This window comes from Halopseudomonas phragmitis, assembly GCF_002056295.1.
Taxonomy (GTDB): Bacteria; Pseudomonadota; Gammaproteobacteria; order Pseudomonadales; family Pseudomonadaceae; genus Halopseudomonas; species Halopseudomonas phragmitis.
Genome location: NZ_CP020100.1, coordinates 3499585 through 3519257 on the forward strand (window position 1 = coordinate 3499585; position 19673 = coordinate 3519257).

A 19673-nucleotide genomic window follows, 5' to 3' on the forward strand; every position below is an offset into this window, starting at 1 on the left:
GGCTAAGCGGACAAACCAGCAACCCGGGTGCAGTGCCTCTGGAACTGCTGCGTCCGATTGACGCACAAGGGTTGCCAAACGGCGTTGAACTTCAGGCCCAGGTACTCAAAAGCGAGGCCAAGGGGGCCCACTTCGAGCTGCTGTTGCGGCTGGCCGCGCTCGCCGGCCAGCCACCGCGCGAGATCCTGGCCAACAGTCGCCAGGCGCTGCCCGAAGGCGCCCAACTACTGATTCAGTTGATCAGCCAGACCCGCGCTACGGCCAGCCTGCTGCCAGCCCAGGTCACTGCGCCTCTGACCCGGCTTGATCCGGCGCTGTTTCCGGCCGGCAGTCTGATCCAGGCCCGGGTGCTGAGTCAGCAGCCACTACCGGCCCAAGCCGAGCAGGCCCGCTTCGCTCTGCTTGTGCGCCTGTTGCAGGGCGGTGCCAGCGGTGCCCTGCTGAGCCTGGTCAGCAGCCGCGCCCTGGAACCCGGCAGTCTGCTGACCGCCCAGGTTGGCGCCGCCGGGGAACTGCGGGTGGTCGGCAGCCAGACCCAGCAGCTTCAGCTCGGCCTGATGCAGGGGCTGCGCGACAGTTTCATGGCTCAGGGTTCAGCCGCGCCCCTGCTGCGCCTGCTCGAAAACCTGAGTGCCCAGCCGCCAGCCGCTGGCCGCGAGCTGCAACCGGCCATGCGCCAGGTGCTGGAGCAGATCAGCAACCTCTCCCAACTGAACAGCGAAGCCGGCGTGAACCGGGCCATCCGCCAAAGCGGGATCTTTCTCGAAGCCGATCTGGCCCGTCTGGCCACGGCTCTGGGCAGCAAGGGCGACAACCTCCCGCCGCTGAACAAACTGCTGCCCCTGCTGGCCAGCATGACTCCGGCCAGCGATGCACCCGCCCTGCCAGGCAGCGATCTGAAGCTGGCCCTGCTCAATCTGCTGACCCAAATCCAACGCCAGCTGCCCGGCGCACATCTGCCACCATTACTGCCGCCACCCGGGCCATGGCAAGCCCTGCCCGCAGTCAGACCTGGGCTGTTTCCACTCCCGAACCGGGTGCTGAGCAATCTGGCCGAAGCGCCTGATCTGGGCAGCCTGCTGCGCTTGACCGCAGCCCTATTGGCTCGCATCCAGCACCAGCAGTTCCAGAGCCTGGGGCAGACCCAGAGCTTTGCCGACGGCAGCAGCCAGACAGTCTGGCAGCTGGATATCCCGCTGCGCGACGGCCAGCAGTTCCAGCATGTGCAAGTACGTATCCAGCGAGACGACCCGGCGCCAAATCGCAAGGCTCAGGAGTTGCAGCCGCAATGGGAAATCCGGCTGGCCTTCGACCTGGATCAGCTCGGCCCCCTGCACTGCATCAGCCGCCTGAAGGCCGGGCGGGTCAGCAGTGAATTCTGGACCGAGCAACCGCTCACCCTGGCGCTGCTGGAGCAGGAGCTGGGCCATTTGCGTACCCGGCTGCTCGGCAAGGGCCTGGAAGTTGCCGAGCTGAGCTGTCATGCCGGCCTGCCGCCGGAGCCACGCCAAAGTCTGCAGCAACGTTGGATCGACGAGGTGACCTGATGCATGACCCCAAGGAAGCCATCGCCCTGCTCTACGACGGTGAACAAGCCCCGACGCTGACGGCCAAGGGCGAAGGCGAGCTGGCCGAGCAGATCGTGCAACTGGCCATGGACTACGAAGTGCCGATCTACCAGAACGCTGACCTGGTGCGAATCCTGGCACGCATGGATCTGGGCGAGCAAATTCCCGAGGAGCTGTACCGCACCATCGCCGAGATCATTGCCTTTGCCTGGCATCTCAAAGGGAAAGCTCCAGCAGGTTTTGTATTTCCCGATAGGGATGATGCTGAGGGGTAGCGCAGGGCGCGCAGTGCTGGCTTTCAGTGCCGCCGGGCGGCGTGCAATTTGACGACCAGTTCGGCCTCAGCCTTGGACAGACCACAGGATTGGGTCAGATCTTCGACACTGGCGCCCATGCTCACCAGCCGAGCGGCCTGGTTGTAGGGCATGGTGTGCGGGTCCTGCTGTTCAAACTTGAGCTGTTTGTCTTCCAGGCGCTTGAGCTGCTGACTGACCTCCTGCAAAGTCTCACCCATGCGGATGCTGCCCTGCTGGAAGCTGGCCAGATCACGCGCCAACTGCTCCTGACGTTGACGCAGCGCCTGCTCCTGCTCGGCCAGGCGCCGACCCTGACGCCGCAGCCCCCAGCCCAGAGCCAGCAGACCAGCCAGCAACAGGCCCAGCAACAGCCCAGCCAGCAGCGTCTCCCAGGAGGTCATCATCCCGATCAGAAGCCTTGCAGTTCGGCCCACTCATCCTCGGTCATCATCTTTTCCAGATCGACCAGAATCAGCAGCTCGTTGTTCTTGTTACACACGCCTTGAATAAACTTGGCCGACTCGTCGGTCCCGACATTAGGTGCGGTCTCGATCTCGGACTGGCGCAGGTAGACCACTTCGGCCACGCTGTCGACCAAAATGCCAACCACCTGCTTGTCGGCCTCAATGATGACGATCCGGGTGTTGTCGGTGATCGGCGCCGAGCCCAGACCAAAACGCTGGCGGGTATCGATCACGGTGACCACGTTGCCCCGCAGATTGATGATCCCCAGCACATAGGCCGGCGCACCCGGAACCGGGGCGATCTCGGTATGACGTAGTACTTCCTGCACCTGCATCACGTTGATGCCGTAGGTCTCGTTATCCAGGCGGAAAGTAACCCATTGCAGAATCGGATCCTCGGCACCCTGAGCGGCGGTATTCTTCATTGTCATGTATCCCGGTCTAGATTGATGTGAGATTCAGCCGCGCGACCATGCTCAGGCTGTAGTTGTCTGATGTCATCCTAATGTTCCTACCGGCTATTGGCCAGCGCACGCGTCCCTGGCGCACTAATCAGCGTGGCCAGGGCGGAAACGTCCAGCAGAGCGCACATGTGCTCAATCACCGTACCGGCCAACCAGGGTCGCTTGCCCTGCTGGGAGCGCCATTTGACCTGCTCGGGAGTCAGCCGGATCGACTTGCTAACGCCATGCACGGCCATACCCCAGTCATAGCCCTGCACCGAAATTACAAAGCGCAGGCCGTCGCGCAGCGCTGGATCGTAACGTTCGGGCATGACCCAACGGGCAGTATCCAGCACCTTGAGGTTGCCCGCCTGGGTCGGCAGGATGCCAAGGAACCAGTCCGGCTGGCCGAACAACGGAGTGATTTCATCCTCCAGCGGATAAATACTGCCGAGCGATACCAGCGGCACCGCCAGGGTCAAACCGCCAACATCGAACAGCAGCGCCTCGAACGGCTCTTCGCGCCAGGCAGCCTGCTCAAGCACTGGCGGCACATGCTCAGCATCAGTGCTGAGCTCTACCAGTGCTTCAACTTGCAGTTCCTGCTCAAGCTCAGGCTCCGGTTCGGCAGGCACCACCACCGGCGCGGCCTCAAGCTGGGCTGGCGGTGCCAGCTCCTGAGTCTGCTGTTCAGCCAGAGCCAGTTCCTGGGCAGCATCCTGCAACAGCGAATCCAGATAGCACTGGATCGTCTGCTCGGGAACGAACTGCTGCACCGGTAGGGGTTTAGTCATCTCTTGCGCCATGTCGATCATCGGGTCGGGTCACTTAGCATATCGGCCAGTATCGGCCCAACATTAGGCTACCTGTTCCTTGCGCGGCAGCGACTGCGCCAACAGATAGCGCAATAACGCCCGGTAGGCCAGCACTCCGCGACCGTTGGCATCCATCCGCGACGGCACCATCCCGGCCAGACTGGCGTCACGCAGTTTGGTATCGATAGGAATGAAGGCTTGCCATAGATGATCAGCGTAGTCGCGGCGCAGCAGTTTCAGGGTATTCAGCGAAGCCTGGGTACGCCGGTCGAACAGGGTCGGCACAATGGTATAGGGCAGTTCCTGTTTGCGCGAGCGATTGACCATATTCAGGGTATGGACCATCCGCTCCAGGCCCTTGAGTGCCAGAAACTCGGTCTGAACCGGGATCACCAACTGCTCACAGGCGGCCAGGGCATTGATCATCGACACCCCGAGCAAGGGTGGGCTGTCGATAATAGCGAACTGATAGTCACCCCAAAGCTGGGCCAGGGCCCGGGAGATGACCAGGCCAAAGCCACCCTGCCCGGCCGACTGGCGCTCCAGGGTCGCCAGCGAGGTGCTCGAGGGCATCAGGCGGATATTTTCGTGGGAGGTATTGAGCAACAGCGCCTCGGCCAAACCGTCAGGAACCTGACCATTGTGCTGAAACAGATTGAATACGCTGCTGGTGAGATTGTCCGGGTCATGACCAAAATAACTGGTCATCGAGCCGTGCGGGTCGAGATCGACCACCAGCACGCGCTGCCCCTGGTCTGCCAACAGGCCAGCCAACGCCACCGCCGAAGTGGTCTTGCCCACCCCGCCTTTCTGATTGGCCACGGCCCAAACTCTCATGCCTTTCCTCCCGGGGTAGCGGTACTGCCGATACCCGTGGTTACTGCAAATGACGATAGATTGACACCCAAGCGGGCGTTTCGGGCTACTGTGCAGTTCCCGTGCCAGCCTGGCTCCGAGCCTGGCGCATGGCGTCGGCATCCTGAGCATCACCCTGCCAAGACTGGTGACGCTGATCAAGATAGCGCGAAACCAGCAAGACCACCCGCCGGTTGGCTCGCCGGCCGGCAGCGGTGCCGTTGTCGGCAACCGGCTTGAATTCACCATAGCCTACTGCGGCCATCCGTTCCGGGTTTACTCCACCATTGCCGAGCATGCGCACCACGCTGGCGGCTCTGGCAGCGGACAGCTCCCAGTTGGTCGGATACAGGCGCGAGCGGATCGGCTGATTGTCGGTAAAGCCCTCGACATGAATCGGATTCTCATAGGGCGCAAGGATCTCAGCGATCCGCTCGATCAGACCAAAAGCTTCATCGGTCGGCAGTGCATCGCCACTAGGAAACAGCAAACTGGAGTTGAGTTCGATCTCGATCCACAGTTCGTTGCCACGCACTTCCAGATCACCAGCACGAATCAGATCACCGAAGGCCTGCTGCATGGCCGTGGTGATGTCCACCAACGGATCGACAAGATTGTCGGCATCGCCGCCACTGATACCCTGGGTATCGCTGCGTTGCAAGCCACGCGGAATTTCCTCACCGATCTGGATCGGTTCGATAGAGCGCTGCGGCTGATTGAAGGCACCCACCAGCGTGTCAGACAGCACCTTGTACTTGCCTTCATTGACCGAGGAAATCGAGTACATGACCACGAAAAAGGCGAACAGCAGGGTAATAAAGTCTGCGTACGAGACCAGCCAGCGCTCGTGGTTTTCGTGCTCCTGATGCTGTCGCCGGCGCATCGGGCTACTCCAGGAAGCCTTCCAGCTTCATTTCGATTGAGCGCGGATTTTCCCCTTCGGCGATCGATAGCAGCCCTTCGAGGATCATTTCCCGGTAGCGTGATTGCTGCATCACTACCGACTTGAGCTTGTTGGCCACCGGCAGCAGAAACAGGTTGGCCAGCGCCACCCCGTAGATGGTTGCGACAAAGGCCACAGCGATGCCGCTACCCAGCGCCGAAGGATCAGCCAGATTGCTCATCACATGGATCAGCCCCATGACCGCGCCAATGATACCGATGGTTGGCGAGTAGCCACCCATGCTCTCATACACCTTGGCAGCGGCCAGGTCGTGATTTTCCCGGGTGATCAGCTCAACTTCGAGAATGCTGCGCAGCGCCTCCGGCTCACTGCCGTCAACCAGCAGTTGCAAACCCTTGCGGGCGTACAGGTCGGGTTCGGTATCGGCCACCCCTTCCAGCCCCAGCAAGCCTTCCTTGCGGGCCACATTGCTCCAGTTGATGACCTGGGTAATCCCCTGCTGCAGGCGACTGGTCGGCGGAAAGAAGATCCAGCCGAGAATCGCCAGCGAGCGTTTGTACACTGGCAGTGGTGTCTGGATGAAGGCCGCGCCCAAGGTGCCGCCGATGACGATCAGCGCCGCCGGACCGTTGATCAGCGCCGCAGCATGCCCACCTTCCAGGTAGTTGCCGCCGATGATGGCGACAAAAGCCAGAATGACGCCAATGACGCTGAGAATATCCATTAGCCGATCTCTGCCAGATAACGACCGATGTCGTCGAGACTGTAGATACCGTCAGCCAGATTGGCCTTGGCCACGGCCATCGGCATGCCGTAGATAACACAACTGGCCTCGTCCTGGGCCCAGACCGAGCTGCCGGCCTGCTTGAGCATCCGTGCACCTTCTCGACCATCGGCGCCCATGCCAGTCAGGACCACGGCCAGCACCTTGTCGCCAAAGGCCTTGGCGGCAGACCCGAAGGTTACGTCGACACAGGGTTTGTAGTTGAGCCGTTCATCGCCGGGAAGGATTCGGATGGCGCCGCGGCCATCGACCATCATTTGCTTGCCGCCCGGCGCCAGCAACGCCAGCCCTGGGCGCAGGATGTCGCCATCTTCAGCTTCCTTGACACTGATACGGCAGAGCTTGTCGAGGCGCTCGGCAAACGCCTTGGTGAACGCTGCCGGCATGTGTTGAATCAGCACCAGCGGCGCCGGAAAACTGGCAGGCAACTGGGTCAGGACTTTTTGCAGGGCCACCGGCCCCCCCGTGGAAGTACCGATCGCCACCAGTTTGTAACTGCGCTTGCGCGGAGCCGGACTGCTGGAGCGCGGTGCTGGAGGTTCACTACTGCGAGGCGCCGAGGCACTGCCGGTCAATGGCCGACTGGAGACTGACGGCGCACTGACCGTCGCCGGAGCAATACCCAACGAACGCCGGTTGGTGCGCGCCAGGGCATGTACCCGCTCGCATAGCAGTTGCCGGACCTTGTCCGGGTTGCGCGAAATGTCTTCAAAATTTTTCGGCAGATAATCCGCCGCACCGGCGTCCAGCGCATCCAGGCTGACCCGTGCGCCCTCGTAGGTGAGCGAAGAAAACATCAGTACCGGCGTTGGGCAGCGCTGCATGATCTGCTTGACTGCGGAAATGCCATCCATGACCGGCATTTCATAATCCATAGTGATTACATCGGGGCGCAGCGCCTGGGTCTGCTCGATAGCCTCCTTGCCATTGGTGGCCGTGCCGACCACCTGGATCTGCGGGTCACCCGCAAGGATCTCCGTCACCCGGCGGCGAAAGAAGCCTGAATCGTCCACCACCAGAACCTTGACCGCCATACACTCTCCTGAAAACCTTTACACACCCGCAGGCGGCTGAAAGGGCCACCCGGGCGCTATTAGATCCGCCGCGCGTAACGCTTGAGTAAACTGGGAACATCGAGGATCAGGGCAATGCGTCCGTCACCGGTGATGGTTGCCCCGGCCATGCCGGCTGTGCCCTGGAGCATCCGTCCGAGCGGCTTGATCACCACCTCTTCCTGCCCGACCAGTTGATCGACCACGAAGCCGACCCGCTGAGTACCGACCGACACTATCACTACGCTGGCGGCAGTGTGATCACTGCTGTCCTCGACACCGGGCATCAACCAGCGCTTGAGATAAAACAACGGCAACGCCTTGTCGCGGACGATGATCACTTCCTGACCGTCAACGATGTTGGTGCGTGACAGATCCAGACTATAGATTTCGTTGACACTGACCAGCGGCAGGGCAAACGCCTGATTGCCCAGCATCACCATCAGGGTCGGCATGATCGCCAGTGTCAGCGGCACCTTGATCGCGATCCGCGAGCCCTGGCCCTTGGTCGACTCGATATTGATGGTGCCGTTGAGCTGGGAAATCTTGGTCTTGACCACATCCATGCCGACCCCACGGCCGGAAACGTCAGAAATTTCGGTTTTGGTCGAAAAGCCCGGCGCCAGGATCAGGTTGAAGCACTCGGTATCGCTTAGACGGTCGGCGGCATCCTTGTCCATCATGCCCTTCTCTACCGCCTTGGCCCGCAGCACTTCCGGGTCCATGCCCTTGCCATCATCGGTGATGGTCAACAGGATGTGGTCGCCTTCCTGTTCGGCCGCCAGCACTACCTTACCAGTGCGCGGCTTGCCGGCCTGTTCACGCTCATCGGGCGATTCGATCCCATGATCGACCGAGTTGCGCACCAGGTGCACCAGCGGGTCGGCCAGTGCTTCAACCAGGTTCTTGTCCAGATCGGTTTCTTCGCCGATCAGTTCAAGGTTGATCTCCTTCTTCAGGTTACGCGCCAGATCACGCACCACGCGAGGGAAGCGACCAAATACCTTCTTGATCGGCTGCATGCGAGTCTTCATCACCGACATCTGCAGATCGGCAGTGACTACGTCGAGGTTGCCGACAGCCTTGCTCAGCTCTTCATCACCACTGCTCAAACCCAGGCGTACCAGGCGGTTCCGCACCAGCACCAGCTCGCCGACCATGTTCATGATGTCATCAAGCCGGGCGGTATCGACCCGCACAGTGGTATCCACAGCAGCATCAGCAGGCGCCGGTGCGCTGGCCTTGGCGGCAGCTGCTGGCGGCTTTTCGGCTTTGGCAGCAGGCGCTTTGGCGACAGCTTTGGGTGCAGGCTGAGCCTTGGCCGCAGCTGGCTCGGACGCCTTCGGCGCCTTGTGCTCAATCGGCTTGTCAGTCGAACTTTCAGCCTTGGCCGGCGCTGCAGCAACACCGTTGGCGGCCTCCGACTTGCCGGGGGCTGCACCCTTGCCGTGTAACTGGTCGAGCAGTGCTTCGAATTCGTCGTCGCTGATTTCATCACTCTCGGCGCTCACCGCCGCTGTAGCAGCCGCCACCACGTCCGGCGCTGCAGCCGGCTCGGAACTCAGGCCCGGAGCCGCACCTTTGCCATGCAATTGATCCAGCAGCGCCTCGAACTCGTCATCACTGATCTCGTCATTTGCTACTTCAGCCTGGGCGCTCTGCGCGGCGGCCTGATCAATACCCGGCCCCTTGCCGGGACCATGAAGTTCATCCAGCAGGGCTTCGAATTCATCATCGGAAATATTGTCACCCTGACCTGAAACCGACGATTCGGTCTCCGACTCTTCAGGCGACTGCAAGGCGTCGAGCAACTGCTCGAACTCGTCATCGGTGATATCGCCATCGCTGTCGGCTCCGGCGCTCACGGTTTCAGTAATGGAGTACTCAACACTCGCGGGGGCAGCGACTGGCGCCGCGCTGGCCGGCTGCGCCAGCAGCGAGAGGGCTTCAAGCAACCCGGGGTCGGCAGGGCTTGGCTCATCACGCTCGCGCACCTGGGCAAACATCGCATTGACGGCATCCAGCGCCTGCAACACGACATCCATCAACTCAGCGTCGACCTGGCGCTCACCCTTGCGCAGGATGTCGAAAACATTTTCGGCGATATGACAACAGGCTACCAAGGGGTCGAGCTGGAGAAATCCGGCACCACCCTTGACGGTATGAAAGCCACGGAAAATGGCATTGAGCAGGTCCATGTCGTCTGGGCGGTTTTCCAGCTCGACCAACTGTTCGGACAACTGTTCGAGGATCTCGCCGGCCTCAACCAGAAAATCCTGGAGAATCTCTTCATCCGCATCGAAACTCATGCACCTACTCTCCCCTAGAAGCCAAGACTGGACAGAAGGTCGTCGACCTCATCCTGTCCAGACACCACGTCCTCCCTTTTATCGGCATGAATCTGCGGACCTTCACCCTTGGAGGATGTTTTTTTCGGTGTTGCCCGCGTTTCGCCGTGTTCAATACCGGCAATTCGATCAACCTGACCAGCCATGCGCACCAGGCTGACCAGACTTTCCTCGACATCATGAACCAGGGTAATGACCCGCTTGATCACCTGACCGGTCAGGTCCTGATAATCCTGGGCCAGCAGAATTTCGTTGAGCTGCGAGCTAACAGCACTGCTGGATTGCTCGGTCTTGGCCAGAAAATCGCCAATGCGTCGGTACAGGTCACGGAACTCGGTGGCGGCGATCTCGCGGCGCTGCAGGCGCTCCCAGTCGGCGCGCAGGGTTGCCGCTTCCTGGCCAAGCTCAGAAACAATCGGCGCGCTGCTCTCAACCAGATCCATGGTCCGGTTGGCGGCCTTGTCGGTCAGCTTGACCACATAGTCGAGATGGTCGGAAGCATCGGTGATCTTGGAGCTGTCGTTGCCTTCTTCGAGCGCATGGGTGGTGTCGATCTGAAAATTGACGATCGCACTGTGCAGCGCCCGGGTGAGCTTGCCGACCTCATGGTACAGACCGCGGTCACGGGCCTGATTGATGGCATGGATGACCAGTACGGCTTCGGCAAACTCGCCATTCTCCAGGTAGCTGACCAGCTGCCGCGCATTTTCCTTGAGGGAATGTTCGAATTCCTGGGCGGTTTCCTGACCGGGATCCTTACTTAACGCCATAACCTTTACCCCGGGTTGTGTTATTTGGCCTGAACGCGCTCGAAAATCTTCTCGATCTTCTCTTTCAAGGCTTGCGCGGTAAAAGGCTTGACCACGTAACCGTTGACCCCGGCCTGAGCCGCTTCAATGATCTGGTCGCGTTTGGCTTCAGCGGTAACCATCAGCACCGGCAGGTGCTTGAGGCGCTCGTCGGCCCGCACTGCGCGCAGCAGGTCAATGCCGCTCATGCCCGGCATATTCCAGTCGGTCACCAGAAAGTCGAAGTTGCCACTTTGCAGCATGGGCAACGCCGTGGTGCCATCATCGGCTTCAGCCGTGTTGGTAAACCCCAGGTCACGCAACAAATTCTTGATGATGCGCCTCATCGTCGAAAAATCGTCAACGATGAGAATTTTCATGTTCTTGTCCAAGTAGACCTCCGTACAAACCAGGGGAAATGCAGGCTCGCTCGCTGCTCACCCGTTGCCATGTTCAAGCCTGTCGAACCACCTAAGGAAACACTGAAAACCCATATTGCCAGCTATCATCCGCCTTGCGTCAGGCCCAGGCGCATTGTCCGGATGCTGGCGATAAAATCAATCGTCGCGCCAATCGGCCAGGCGGGCCCGCAGACGAGCGGCGCACTGGCTGTGCAACTGACTGACCCGTGATTCACTGACCCCCAGTACGGCGCCGATTTCCTTGAGGTTCAATTCCTCGTCGTAATACAGCGACAGCAATAGGCGCTCACGCTCGGGCAACCCCTCGATCGCATTACTCAAGGCGACCCGAAAGCGCTCATCCTGAAGCCCGCCCAGAGGCTCAGCCTCGGCCTGAACATCGGTCGGTGCTCCGGACTCAAGCAAATCATCAAAACTGAATAGCTTGCTGCCGGCGGTATCGTTGAGGATCGCGTAATATTCCTCAAGACTCATCTCAAGTTCGGCAGCAACTTCATTATCTTTAGCGTCACGCCCCAAACGAGCCTCAACCGAGCGGATCGCATCGCTGACCAGGCGTGTGTTGCGGTGTACTGAACGCGGAGCCCAGTCACCCTTGCGCACTTCATCCAGCATGGCCCCGCGAATGCGGATGCCGGCGTAGGTTTCAAAGCTGGCGCCCTTGCTGTTATCGAACTTGCGGGATGCTTCGAGCAAGCCGATCATACCGGCCTGCATCAAGTCTTCAACCTGCACGCTGGCCGGCAACCGACCGAGCAGGTGATAGGCAATACGTTTGACCAGAGGAGCAAATTGCTCGACCAGTCGATCCTGATATTCGGCTGTGCTCTGCGCGCGGGTATACATGCTCACTCCACCAGCCAGTGCCGTCATGCGTCGGATCCGACTTGCTGAACCAGACGCTCCACGAAAAATTCCAGATGGCCGCGCGGATTGGCGGGCAAAGGCCAGCCATCGACTTTCTGGGCAATCGCCCGAATCGCCATGGAGGCCTTGCTGCGGGGATACAGGTCATATACTGCGCGCTGCTTCTGCACCGCCTTGCGCACCATCTCGTCAAATGGCACCGCTCCCACATACTGCAGGGCTACATCCAGGAAGCGGTCAGTCACCTTGGTGAGTTTAGCAAACACCGTGCGACCTTCCTGTGGGGTATTGACCATATTGGCCAGAACCCGGAAACGGGTCATGCCAAAATCGCGGTTGAGCAGCTTGATCAGCGCATAGGCGTCGGTAATAGAGGTAGGCTCGTCACAGACCACCACCAGCACTTCCTGGGCGGCGCGCACGAAACTCAGTACCGAATCGCTGATACCGGCGGCGGTATCGACGATCAGCACATCCAGGTCATCGCCAATTTCGCTGAAGGCCTGGATCAAGCCAGCATGCTCCTGGGCATTGAGATGGACCATGTGCGACACGCCGGAAGCGGCCGGTACCACCCGTATTCCACCAGGACCGGAGATCATGACATCCCTGAGATCACAACTACCTTCCAGCACGTCAGCCAGGGTAGCTCGCGGCTTGAGCCCCAACAGCACATCGACATTGGCCAGGCCAAGGTCGGCATCCAGCAGGACCACACGTCGCCCGAGCTCGGCCAGGGCCAGGCTGAGGTTGACCGACACATTGGTCTTGCCGATCCCGCCCTTGCCGCCGGTGACTGCGATCACTTGAACCGGATGTTTGCTTCCCATCTCGTTGTATACCTTGCCTTAGTAAAATCTCAACTTGCGCGTTGTTTATGCAGTATACCGGCAAAAACGTCAGCCATAGCCTGATCTGCGGGTGCTTCGTTGCTGGCCAGGCTTACAGCCCGGCTGACCAGTTGGTGCCCCACGGCCCGGTTGAGGTCATCGGGGATGCGCTGGCCATCGGCCAGATAGGCTACCGGTAAACCGTGCTCCATCGCCAGCCCCAATGCTTCACCCAGAGTAGCCGCCTCGTCCACCTTGGTCAGAATACAGCCTGACAGCGCGCAACGCTTGTATGTGTGATAGGCAGCCTTGAGTACTCGGTGCTGGCTGGTTGCAGCCAGTACCAGCAGTGTGCGCACTTGGCTGCCCTGGGCTGCCAACTCACTGAGCTGATTGTTCAGGTGCGGATCATTGGCCTGCAGGCCGGCGGTGTCGATCAGCACCAGACGCTTGCCGGCAAATTCGTCGAGCACCTCGCTCAGACTGTTCTGCTCATCGACGACCCGCACCGGCACATTGAGAATCCGTCCCAGGGTGCGCAATTGCTCATGGGCGCCGATGCGATAGGTATCCATGGTTACCAAGGCGACATGCTGGCTGCCGTGCTTGAGCACATAACGCGCGGCCAATTTGCCCAGCGTGGTGGTTTTGCCGGCACCAGTCGGTCCGACCAGAGCAATGGCGCCGCCCTGCTCGATTAACTCGTCATGCACGACCGGAATGCTATGGGCCAGATGGGCCAGCAGCAGCCGCCAGGCCTGACGGTTATCCGCCACATCGGCAACTTTGTTCAGCAGACCCTGGCACAGCTCCGCCGGCAGCCCGATCTGGGTCAGTCGACGCCAGAGACTGGCCTGACGCGGCTGGTGCTGGTTGACCTGCCCCCAGGCCAGGCTACCCAACTGAGATTCAAGCATTTCGCGCAGACCGGCAAGTTCTGCCCGCATGGCATTCAGGCCTGCTTCTTCAGCCGCCGGGTTATGGCTGTCGACCGGTTCGGCGGTCGCCGGAGCTGACTGCTCGGCGCGCTCGCGCTTAAGCCGAGCCAGCAGGTCGCGCGCCACTGGCGAGCCGTCTTCGGCAGCCTGTAGCATACTGTCGCCGAATAATTGACGATTGACCCGGGGCGCCTCCTGGGGGCGCTCCCCCAACTCCAGTTGCGCCCGGGCATTGACGATACGCTCCTGGGTCTTTTTCAGCTCCAGGCTCAGCCCTGGGGTCGGCGGGGTCAGACGCGGCGCCTCATAATCCAGCGCAGCGGTCAGCTCGATACCGCCGGCCACCCGACGATTGGCAATGATGGCGGCTTCCGGCCCCAGCTCCTCGCGTACCAGCTTCATGGCCTGACGCATATCGGCGGCAAAGAAACGTTTGACCTTCATGGCTGACCTCTAGATTGTTGGCTCAACTCTGACCGACCGTGGAAACGATGGTCACCTGCTTGCTGTCAGGAATTTCCTGGTACGACAGCACATGGGCTCCTGGGGTGGCGTAGCGAACAAACTTGGCCATCATGCCGCGGATCTGTCCGGCTACCAGCAGAATCGCCGGCTTGCCCTGAACTTCCTGACGCTGCACCGCGTCGGCCAGTGAGCGTTGCAGCTTCTCGGCCATACCCGGCTCCAGCAGAATCCCTTCGTCGCCACCCTGCCCTGCCTTCTGAAGGCTCTGAAGCAATATCTGTTCCAACTTGGGATCAAGAGTGATGACAGGCAGCTCGGAGTCAAGCCCGACGAGGCCTTGAACGATGGAGCGCGACAAGGCCACACGCACGGCGCCAATCAAGGCGCCGGGATCTTGACTCTTGCCCGACTGATTGGCGATCGCCTCGGCGATGGTGCGGATATCGCGAACCGGTACCTGTTCCTGCAGCAAGCCTTGCAGCACCTTGAGCAGCCCGGACAGGGAAATGATTCCCGGCACCAACTCCTCAGCCAGCTTGGGTGATGCCTTGGCCAGCACCTGCAACAACTGCTGAACCTCTTCATGGCCAATCAGCTCGTGGGCATGTTTGTGCAAGATCTGGTTGAGATGAGTCGCGACTACGGTACTGGCATCGACCACGGTATAGCCCAGTGCCTGGGCCTGATCCTTCTGCATCGCCTCGATCCAGACTGCATCCAGGCCGAAGGCCGGATCCTTGCCGGCAATCCCCTTGATTTCGCCGAACACCTGACCAGGATTGATCGCCAGTTCGCGGTCAGGATGGATTTCCGCCTCGGCCACCCCAACACCCATCAAGGTGATGCGATAGGCATTGGGAGCCAGATCAAGATTGTCGCGGATATGCACCGAAGGCATCAGAAAGCCCAGGTCCTGGGACAACTTCTTGCGCACGCCCTTGATCCGCGCCAGCAACTGCCCACCCTGGTTGCGATCGACCAGCGGAATCAGCCGGTAACCCACCTCAAGCCCGACCATGTCGACCGGCGTAACATCATCCCAGCCCAGCTCCTTGGCTTCCGGGCGCTGTACCGCGGGCAGCTCAGCCTGCTGACGCTCGACTTCGGCCACTTCCTTAGCCTTGATCTTCTGACGTTGGGCGATCCAGTAGGCCGCGCCGGCTGCCAGCGCACCCAGGCTGAGGAAGGACATGTGCGGCATACCGGGAATCAGCCCCATCACAATCAGGATCCCGGCCGCAATCGTCAGCGCCTTGGGCGAGGCAAACATTTGACGCTGGACCTGTTCGCCCATGTCTTCAGAGGTCGATACCCGGGTAACCATGATGGCCGCGGCGGTGGACAGCAGCAGCGAGGGAATCTGCGCAGCCAGGCCATCACCGATGGTCAGCAGCACATAGATACGCCCGGCGTCGGTGAAGGCCAGATCATGCTGGGCCATACCGATCGCCAGTCCGCCGATGATATTGATCGCCAGAATCAGCAGACCAGCCACCGCATCACCGCGCACGAACTTGCTGGCACCGTCCATGGAGCCATAGAAGTCGGCCTCCTGGGCAACTTCCAGGCGCCGGCGCCGGGCCTCGTCCTGATCAATCAGTCCGGCATTGAGGTCAGCGTCGATGGCCATCTGCTTGCCTGGCATAGCATCCAGGGTGAAGCGCGCACTGACTTCGGAGATCCGCCCGGCCCCCTTGGTGACCACCACGAAGTTGATGATCATGAGGATCGCGAACACCACCAGACCGACTACGTAGTTACCGCCGATTACCACCTCGCCAAAGGCCTGGATCACCTTACCGGCAGCATCACCACCCTCATGACCATTGAGCAGCACCACCCGGGTCGAGGCTACGTTCAGCGCCAGGCGCAGCAACGTGGCAACCAGCAGGATGGTCGGGAACACGGCAAAGTCCAGCGGCCGCAAGGCATAGGCACAGACCAGCAGCACCACCAACGCCAGAGCAATGTTGAAGGTGAAGAACACATCGAGCAGGAACGGCGGCATCGGCAGCATCATCATGCCGAGGATGACCAGCAGCAGGAACGGCACGCCGAGATTGCCGTGCCGCAGACCTGCCAGATTGGCCCGCATGGAAGTTACCAGTTGTCCGCGATCTACAGCCATGCCCTTGCAATTCCCCATCAATAATTTGACGCAAAACGTCCAATACACGGCTATACGCAAGAACCGTTCCAGCCTGGCAAGACTCTAAATAATCCGCACCCGGTGCTATGCTATTGCCGTTGGCTGTTTGCTCAATCGACGCATTGGCCCGTACCAGAAGAGAGTTCATGCGCACCTATTCCGTTCTGCTGCTGAGTGCCCTTGCACTGGCTCTTGCCGGCTGCGAGTCATTACCTGATCGTCAGGATACCGACGACAGATCCGGTGCCTGGTGGAGCAACACAGACAGGCTCCTGCGCCTGCTCAACGACGACCCACAACCTGAAAAAGCGCGCCAGGCGGAAGTCGAGGCCCTGTTTGCCCAGCCTTACATCGACCCACTGACCCGTTACCTGGAAACCCACGCCCAGGACGAGGATTACGCCGCCCAGCACCAGCGCGTTAGCAATGAACGTGATCGCCGCTGCGCTGAAGTCGCTGCCATCTACCGTCAGCGCCCAGCTAATCAGGACAATCTGAATCGCTACCGCCAGGGCTACCAATACTCCTGCCCCGAGGACGTCAAGCAGTTTGCCTCCCGGGTCGCTCAGCAGCGCCCAAGCCCCGCCACCGTCCAACCACAGGTCGAAGCAGGCCCCTCGCCCAGCCGCCAGCAAGCCAACGACTGCTATCTGCTGTTTACCATTCGCAATCTGCAACAGGCACGCCAAAGCTGTCAGGCGCCAGCCGAACAGGGCGACGCCCAGGCCCAGCACCACCTGGCCAGCCTGCATCACACCGCCAACGAGCATGCCAGCGCCTTTGACTGGGCCCAGCGCTCTGCCGCTCAGGGTTACGCTCCCGGGCAGTTGCTGCTCGGCCAGCTTTACCAGCAGGGACTGGGCGTGGAACAGGATGAGCGCCAGGCCCTTGCCTGGCTGGAGCGGGCCGCCAATCAACGCCTGGCCGAGGCGCGTCATGTTTTGGCCCTGGCCTACCGCCAGGGCCAGGGCACCGCGCCAGATCCGGACAAGGCTCAACGGCTGCTGACCCTGGCCGCCAATCAGGATTATCTGCCGGCCCAATTGCTGCTGGCCGAGCTGTATCAGACCGGCGAACTGGCCGGGCCCGGCAAGAGCCGCCAATGGCTTGAGCGCGCTGCCAATCAGGGTTCGGCCGAAGCCCAGTACCGGCTCGGCAACAGCTATGCGCAAGGCATCGACGGGCCGCGTGACAATCAGGAGGCTTATGTCTGGTATAGCCTGGCCCTACTCAACGGCGAGCAACGCGCACGACCGAGAGTCGAGCAACTGACCGGACAACTCAACCAGGAACAATTGCGCCTGGCCCAGGCCCGCATTCAGGCCACCCTCAACGGCAGGCGGCCCTGATCATGCTCGGCGTGCGGTCGGTGCGTCGTGGCATCATGTTGATCCTCGGTCTGCTGGTCGCGCTGTTCATTGCCGGCATGTGGTTGATGTCCAGCCTGAACCTGGGGTTTGCCCAACAGGCCATGTCGGACCTGCGTCAGCGCCAGATTGCCGACACCTTCTACGCCAACCTCGACCGCATCAATGCTCACCACCAGCGAATGGAACAGCACACCGCCGAACTCGCGCATCTGGGCGAGTTGCTGTATCGCCAGCGACGGGTGCTGCCGAACCCGCGCAGCATTCTTGATCAGACCCTGCGCGAAGCCCTGGGCGACTTTCCCGAGGCCTTTGCCGCCGGCTTGTGGTTCCAGACCGCCACGCTGACCGAAAGCCCCTTTGCCCTGTATGCCTGGCGTGAAGGCGAACGGATTCAGGTGCAGCGCAGCCTGAGTTCCTGGTACACCAGCGACTGGTATCAGCGCATCATTGAGCCCGCCGGCCAGCCTGATGATCAGACCGCACGTTTCAACTGGACACCCGCCTACTACAAGGCCCAGATCAACAATGTGGTCATCAGCCTTAGCACCCTGATGTACGATGACCAGCAGACCCGTATCGGCATGGCGTCCACCGACTGGCGCGCCGACCAGATCATTCGCCTGGTGAGCCGGGTGGAAGTCACCCCTGGCGCCTTTGCCTTCCTGATCGACAGCGAAAACCGCAACCTGTCCAGCCTGGCTCAAGCCGAAGACATTGAGCACGCACAGCGGCTGATGGACACCATTACCGCCAGCCAGTTGCACCAGCAACTCGGCACCCCGGTGCTTGATAACCGCATGTCCAGTCGCCAGTTGGCCTCACCAATGCAGACTCTGAGCCTGGTAGTTGACGACGAAGACTACGCCCTGTTCTTCTCCCTGACCCAGGCCGGCATGGTGTTTGGCATCGGCGTACCGCAAGTCGAGATCGATGCGGTACTAGCGCCCATGCGCCAGAGCAATCTGCGTATCGTCCTGCTGATCGGCAGTGTGTTGCTGCTGCTGTCAGGCTGGATTCTGTATCTGGTCGCCGGCACATTGCGCCAACTGCACACTTTGTATACCGACAGCCTGACCCGGCTGCCCAACCGCTCCAAATTGCTGCTAGAACTCGAACAAAGCGGGACCGGCTCGCTGATCCTGCTTAATCTTGATGCGTTCAAGGAGATCAACGATTTTTATGGTCATCAGTGCGGTGATTACGTTATCCGCCAGTTGGCCAGAGCCCTGGGCGAATATCTCGATAGCGCCCCTGGCTGGAACAACAGCCAGCTTTACCGCATGCCAGCCGATGAAATCGCCATCTGGCTGCCTGGACAGCACGGCCCGCAGGCCTTGCAGCAACGCCTGACTGCGCTGCAGAACTTCGTCAGCGGCCTGAACCTGATCTGGCAAGGACAGGATATCCCGCTGCACGCCAGCCTTGGCCTGGCCAGCAGTTGGCAAACCGACGGCAGCCTGCTCAGCGGCGAACAGTTGCTGACCTCGGCCAACATGGCGTTGAAGCTGGCTCGGATCAATCAGCGTCACTTCGTGGTGTATGACCCGGCCCACCGCGCCAGGGAAACCTACGAGCACAACCTGACCTGGGCCAACCGCCTCAAATTGGCTCTGGAGCAAGGACGGATCGTGCCGTACTTTCAGCCGATCATGGAGCTCAATAGCGGCCGCATTGAGAAATTCGAGTGTCTGACCCGGATGCTGGATGGTGATGGCGAGCCGGTCAGCCCCGGCCAGTTCCTGGCCGTCTCCAAACGGATCCGCCTGTACCGCTTCATCACCCGCAGCATGGTCGAGCAGTGTTTCCAGCGTTTTGCCGGCAACGACTACGAGTTTTCCCTCAACCTCTCCTGCGAAGATTTGCTGGATACCGGCCTGACCCGGTTCATTCTTGAGCACCTGCAGAACAGCCAGATCGCCCGGCGGGTCATCTTTGAGATCCTTGAGTCCGAAGGGATCGAGAACTACACCGCCGTACGCCAGTTCATCGACCAGGCCAAGGCTCTGGGCTGCCGGATCGCGATTGACGACTTCGGCACCGGTTACTCCAACTTCGAGCACCTGCTGCGCCTGAATGTCGATATGATCAAGATCGATGGCAGCCTGATCCGCCAACTCGGCAGCGACCCCAACGCCCTGACACTGACCCGCGGCATTGTCCGTTTTGCCAGGGAGCTGGGGATACAGACTGTGGCTGAGTTCGTTCACAGTCCGCAAGTACTGGAGCAAGTGCGGGATCTGGGCATCGACTTCGCTCAGGGTGCCAGCATCGGCATGCCGTCAGCCGAACTGATTACCCGGATAGAGGCTCTCTGA

At 60.6% G+C, this 19673-nt stretch carries 18 protein-coding genes; 4 read left to right on the forward strand and 14 right to left on the reverse strand.

All coding sequences use genetic code 11. The annotated features are described in order from the left end of the window. Positions 1-32: 32 nt before the first annotated feature. Positions 33-1547, forward strand: a complete 1515-nt coding sequence (gene fliK / locus BVH74_RS16185) for a flagellar hook-length control protein FliK (RefSeq protein ID WP_165443826.1) — start codon at positions 33-35, stop codon at positions 1545-1547. Beyond that, positions 1547-1843 (forward strand): EscU/YscU/HrcU family type III secretion system export apparatus switch protein, encoded by a 297-nt coding sequence (locus BVH74_RS16190; protein ID WP_080051104.1) that lies wholly within the window; start codon positions 1547-1549, stop codon positions 1841-1843. The genes fliK and BVH74_RS16190 overlap by 1 nt, the downstream gene beginning before the upstream one ends. A gap of 23 nt (positions 1844-1866) precedes the next feature. On the opposite strand, the gene BVH74_RS16195 is transcribed toward BVH74_RS16190, so the two are convergent. From BVH74_RS16195 to flhA, 14 genes are all read right to left on the reverse strand, one after another. Then, complete coding sequence (locus tag BVH74_RS16195; RefSeq protein ID WP_080051105.1) at positions 1867-2268, reverse strand: DUF2802 domain-containing protein; 402 nt, start codon at positions 2266-2268, stop codon at positions 1867-1869. 5 nt (positions 2269-2273) lie between these two features. Then, positions 2274-2753 carry a chemotaxis protein CheW gene (locus tag BVH74_RS16200; RefSeq protein ID WP_080051106.1) on the reverse strand — a complete coding sequence of 160 codons (480 nt, stop codon included), beginning with the start codon at positions 2751-2753 and terminating at the stop codon, positions 2274-2276. 86 nt (positions 2754-2839) lie between these two features. Next, the gene (locus tag BVH74_RS16205; RefSeq protein ID WP_080051769.1) at positions 2840-3565 is read right to left on the reverse strand and encodes a CheW domain-containing protein; all 726 of its coding nucleotides are present in this window, start codon (positions 3563-3565) and stop codon (positions 2840-2842) included. 63 nt (positions 3566-3628) lie between these two features. Next, positions 3629-4423 carry a ParA family protein gene (locus tag BVH74_RS16210; RefSeq protein WP_080051107.1) on the reverse strand — a complete coding sequence of 265 codons (795 nt, stop codon included), beginning with the start codon at positions 4421-4423 and terminating at the stop codon, positions 3629-3631. A gap of 85 nt (positions 4424-4508) precedes the next feature. Beyond that, on the reverse strand, positions 4509-5324 hold the full coding sequence (motD, locus tag BVH74_RS16215; RefSeq protein ID WP_080051108.1) for a flagellar motor protein MotD: 816 nt from the start codon (positions 5322-5324) through the stop codon (positions 4509-4511). 4 nt (positions 5325-5328) lie between these two features. Beyond that, positions 5329-6069, reverse strand: a complete 741-nt coding sequence (locus tag BVH74_RS16220; RefSeq protein WP_080051109.1) for a flagellar motor protein — start codon at positions 6067-6069, stop codon at positions 5329-5331. After that, the gene (locus BVH74_RS16225; RefSeq protein WP_080051110.1) at positions 6069-7163 is read right to left on the reverse strand and encodes a protein-glutamate methylesterase/protein-glutamine glutaminase; all 1095 of its coding nucleotides are present in this window, start codon (positions 7161-7163) and stop codon (positions 6069-6071) included. The genes BVH74_RS16220 and BVH74_RS16225 overlap by 1 nt, the downstream gene beginning before the upstream one ends. A 59-nt stretch (positions 7164-7222) precedes the next feature. Beyond that, entirely contained in the window at positions 7223-9490 is a 2268-nt protein-coding gene (locus BVH74_RS16230; RefSeq protein WP_080051111.1) for a chemotaxis protein CheA, read from the reverse strand. Between the two features lie 14 nt (positions 9491-9504). Then, positions 9505-10299 carry a protein phosphatase CheZ gene (locus tag BVH74_RS16235; RefSeq protein ID WP_080051112.1) on the reverse strand — a complete coding sequence of 265 codons (795 nt, stop codon included), beginning with the start codon at positions 10297-10299 and terminating at the stop codon, positions 9505-9507. 20 nt (positions 10300-10319) lie between these two features. Beyond that, entirely contained in the window at positions 10320-10697 is a 378-nt protein-coding gene (locus tag BVH74_RS16240) for a chemotaxis response regulator CheY (RefSeq protein WP_095624626.1), read from the reverse strand. Positions 10698-10874: 177 nt separating this feature from the next. Next, complete coding sequence (locus BVH74_RS16245; protein WP_080051114.1) at positions 10875-11612, reverse strand: RNA polymerase sigma factor FliA; 738 nt, start codon at positions 11610-11612, stop codon at positions 10875-10877. After that, positions 11609-12436, reverse strand: coding sequence for a flagellar synthesis regulator FleN (fleN, locus tag BVH74_RS16250; RefSeq protein WP_080051115.1), 828 nt, complete (start codon positions 12434-12436; stop codon positions 11609-11611). The genes BVH74_RS16245 and fleN overlap by 4 nt, the downstream gene beginning before the upstream one ends. Positions 12437-12465: 29 nt before the next feature. Then, on the reverse strand, positions 12466-13818 hold the full coding sequence (gene flhF, locus BVH74_RS16255) for a flagellar biosynthesis GTPase FlhF (protein WP_080051116.1): 1353 nt from the start codon (positions 13816-13818) through the stop codon (positions 12466-12468). A 22-nt stretch (positions 13819-13840) separates the two neighbouring features. Next, the gene (gene flhA, locus BVH74_RS16260) at positions 13841-15967 is read right to left on the reverse strand and encodes a flagellar biosynthesis protein FlhA (protein ID WP_080051117.1); all 2127 of its coding nucleotides are present in this window, start codon (positions 15965-15967) and stop codon (positions 13841-13843) included. Between the two features lie 167 nt (positions 15968-16134). On the opposite strand from flhA, the gene BVH74_RS16265 reads away from it, so the two are divergent. Then, the gene (locus BVH74_RS16265) at positions 16135-17337 is read left to right on the forward strand and encodes a tetratricopeptide repeat protein (protein ID WP_177344544.1); all 1203 of its coding nucleotides are present in this window, start codon (positions 16135-16137) and stop codon (positions 17335-17337) included. A 2-nt stretch (positions 17338-17339) separates the two neighbouring features. Further along, a complete protein-coding gene (locus BVH74_RS16270) occupies positions 17340-19673 on the forward strand; it encodes an EAL domain-containing protein (protein ID WP_080051119.1) in 2334 nt (777 codons plus the stop codon).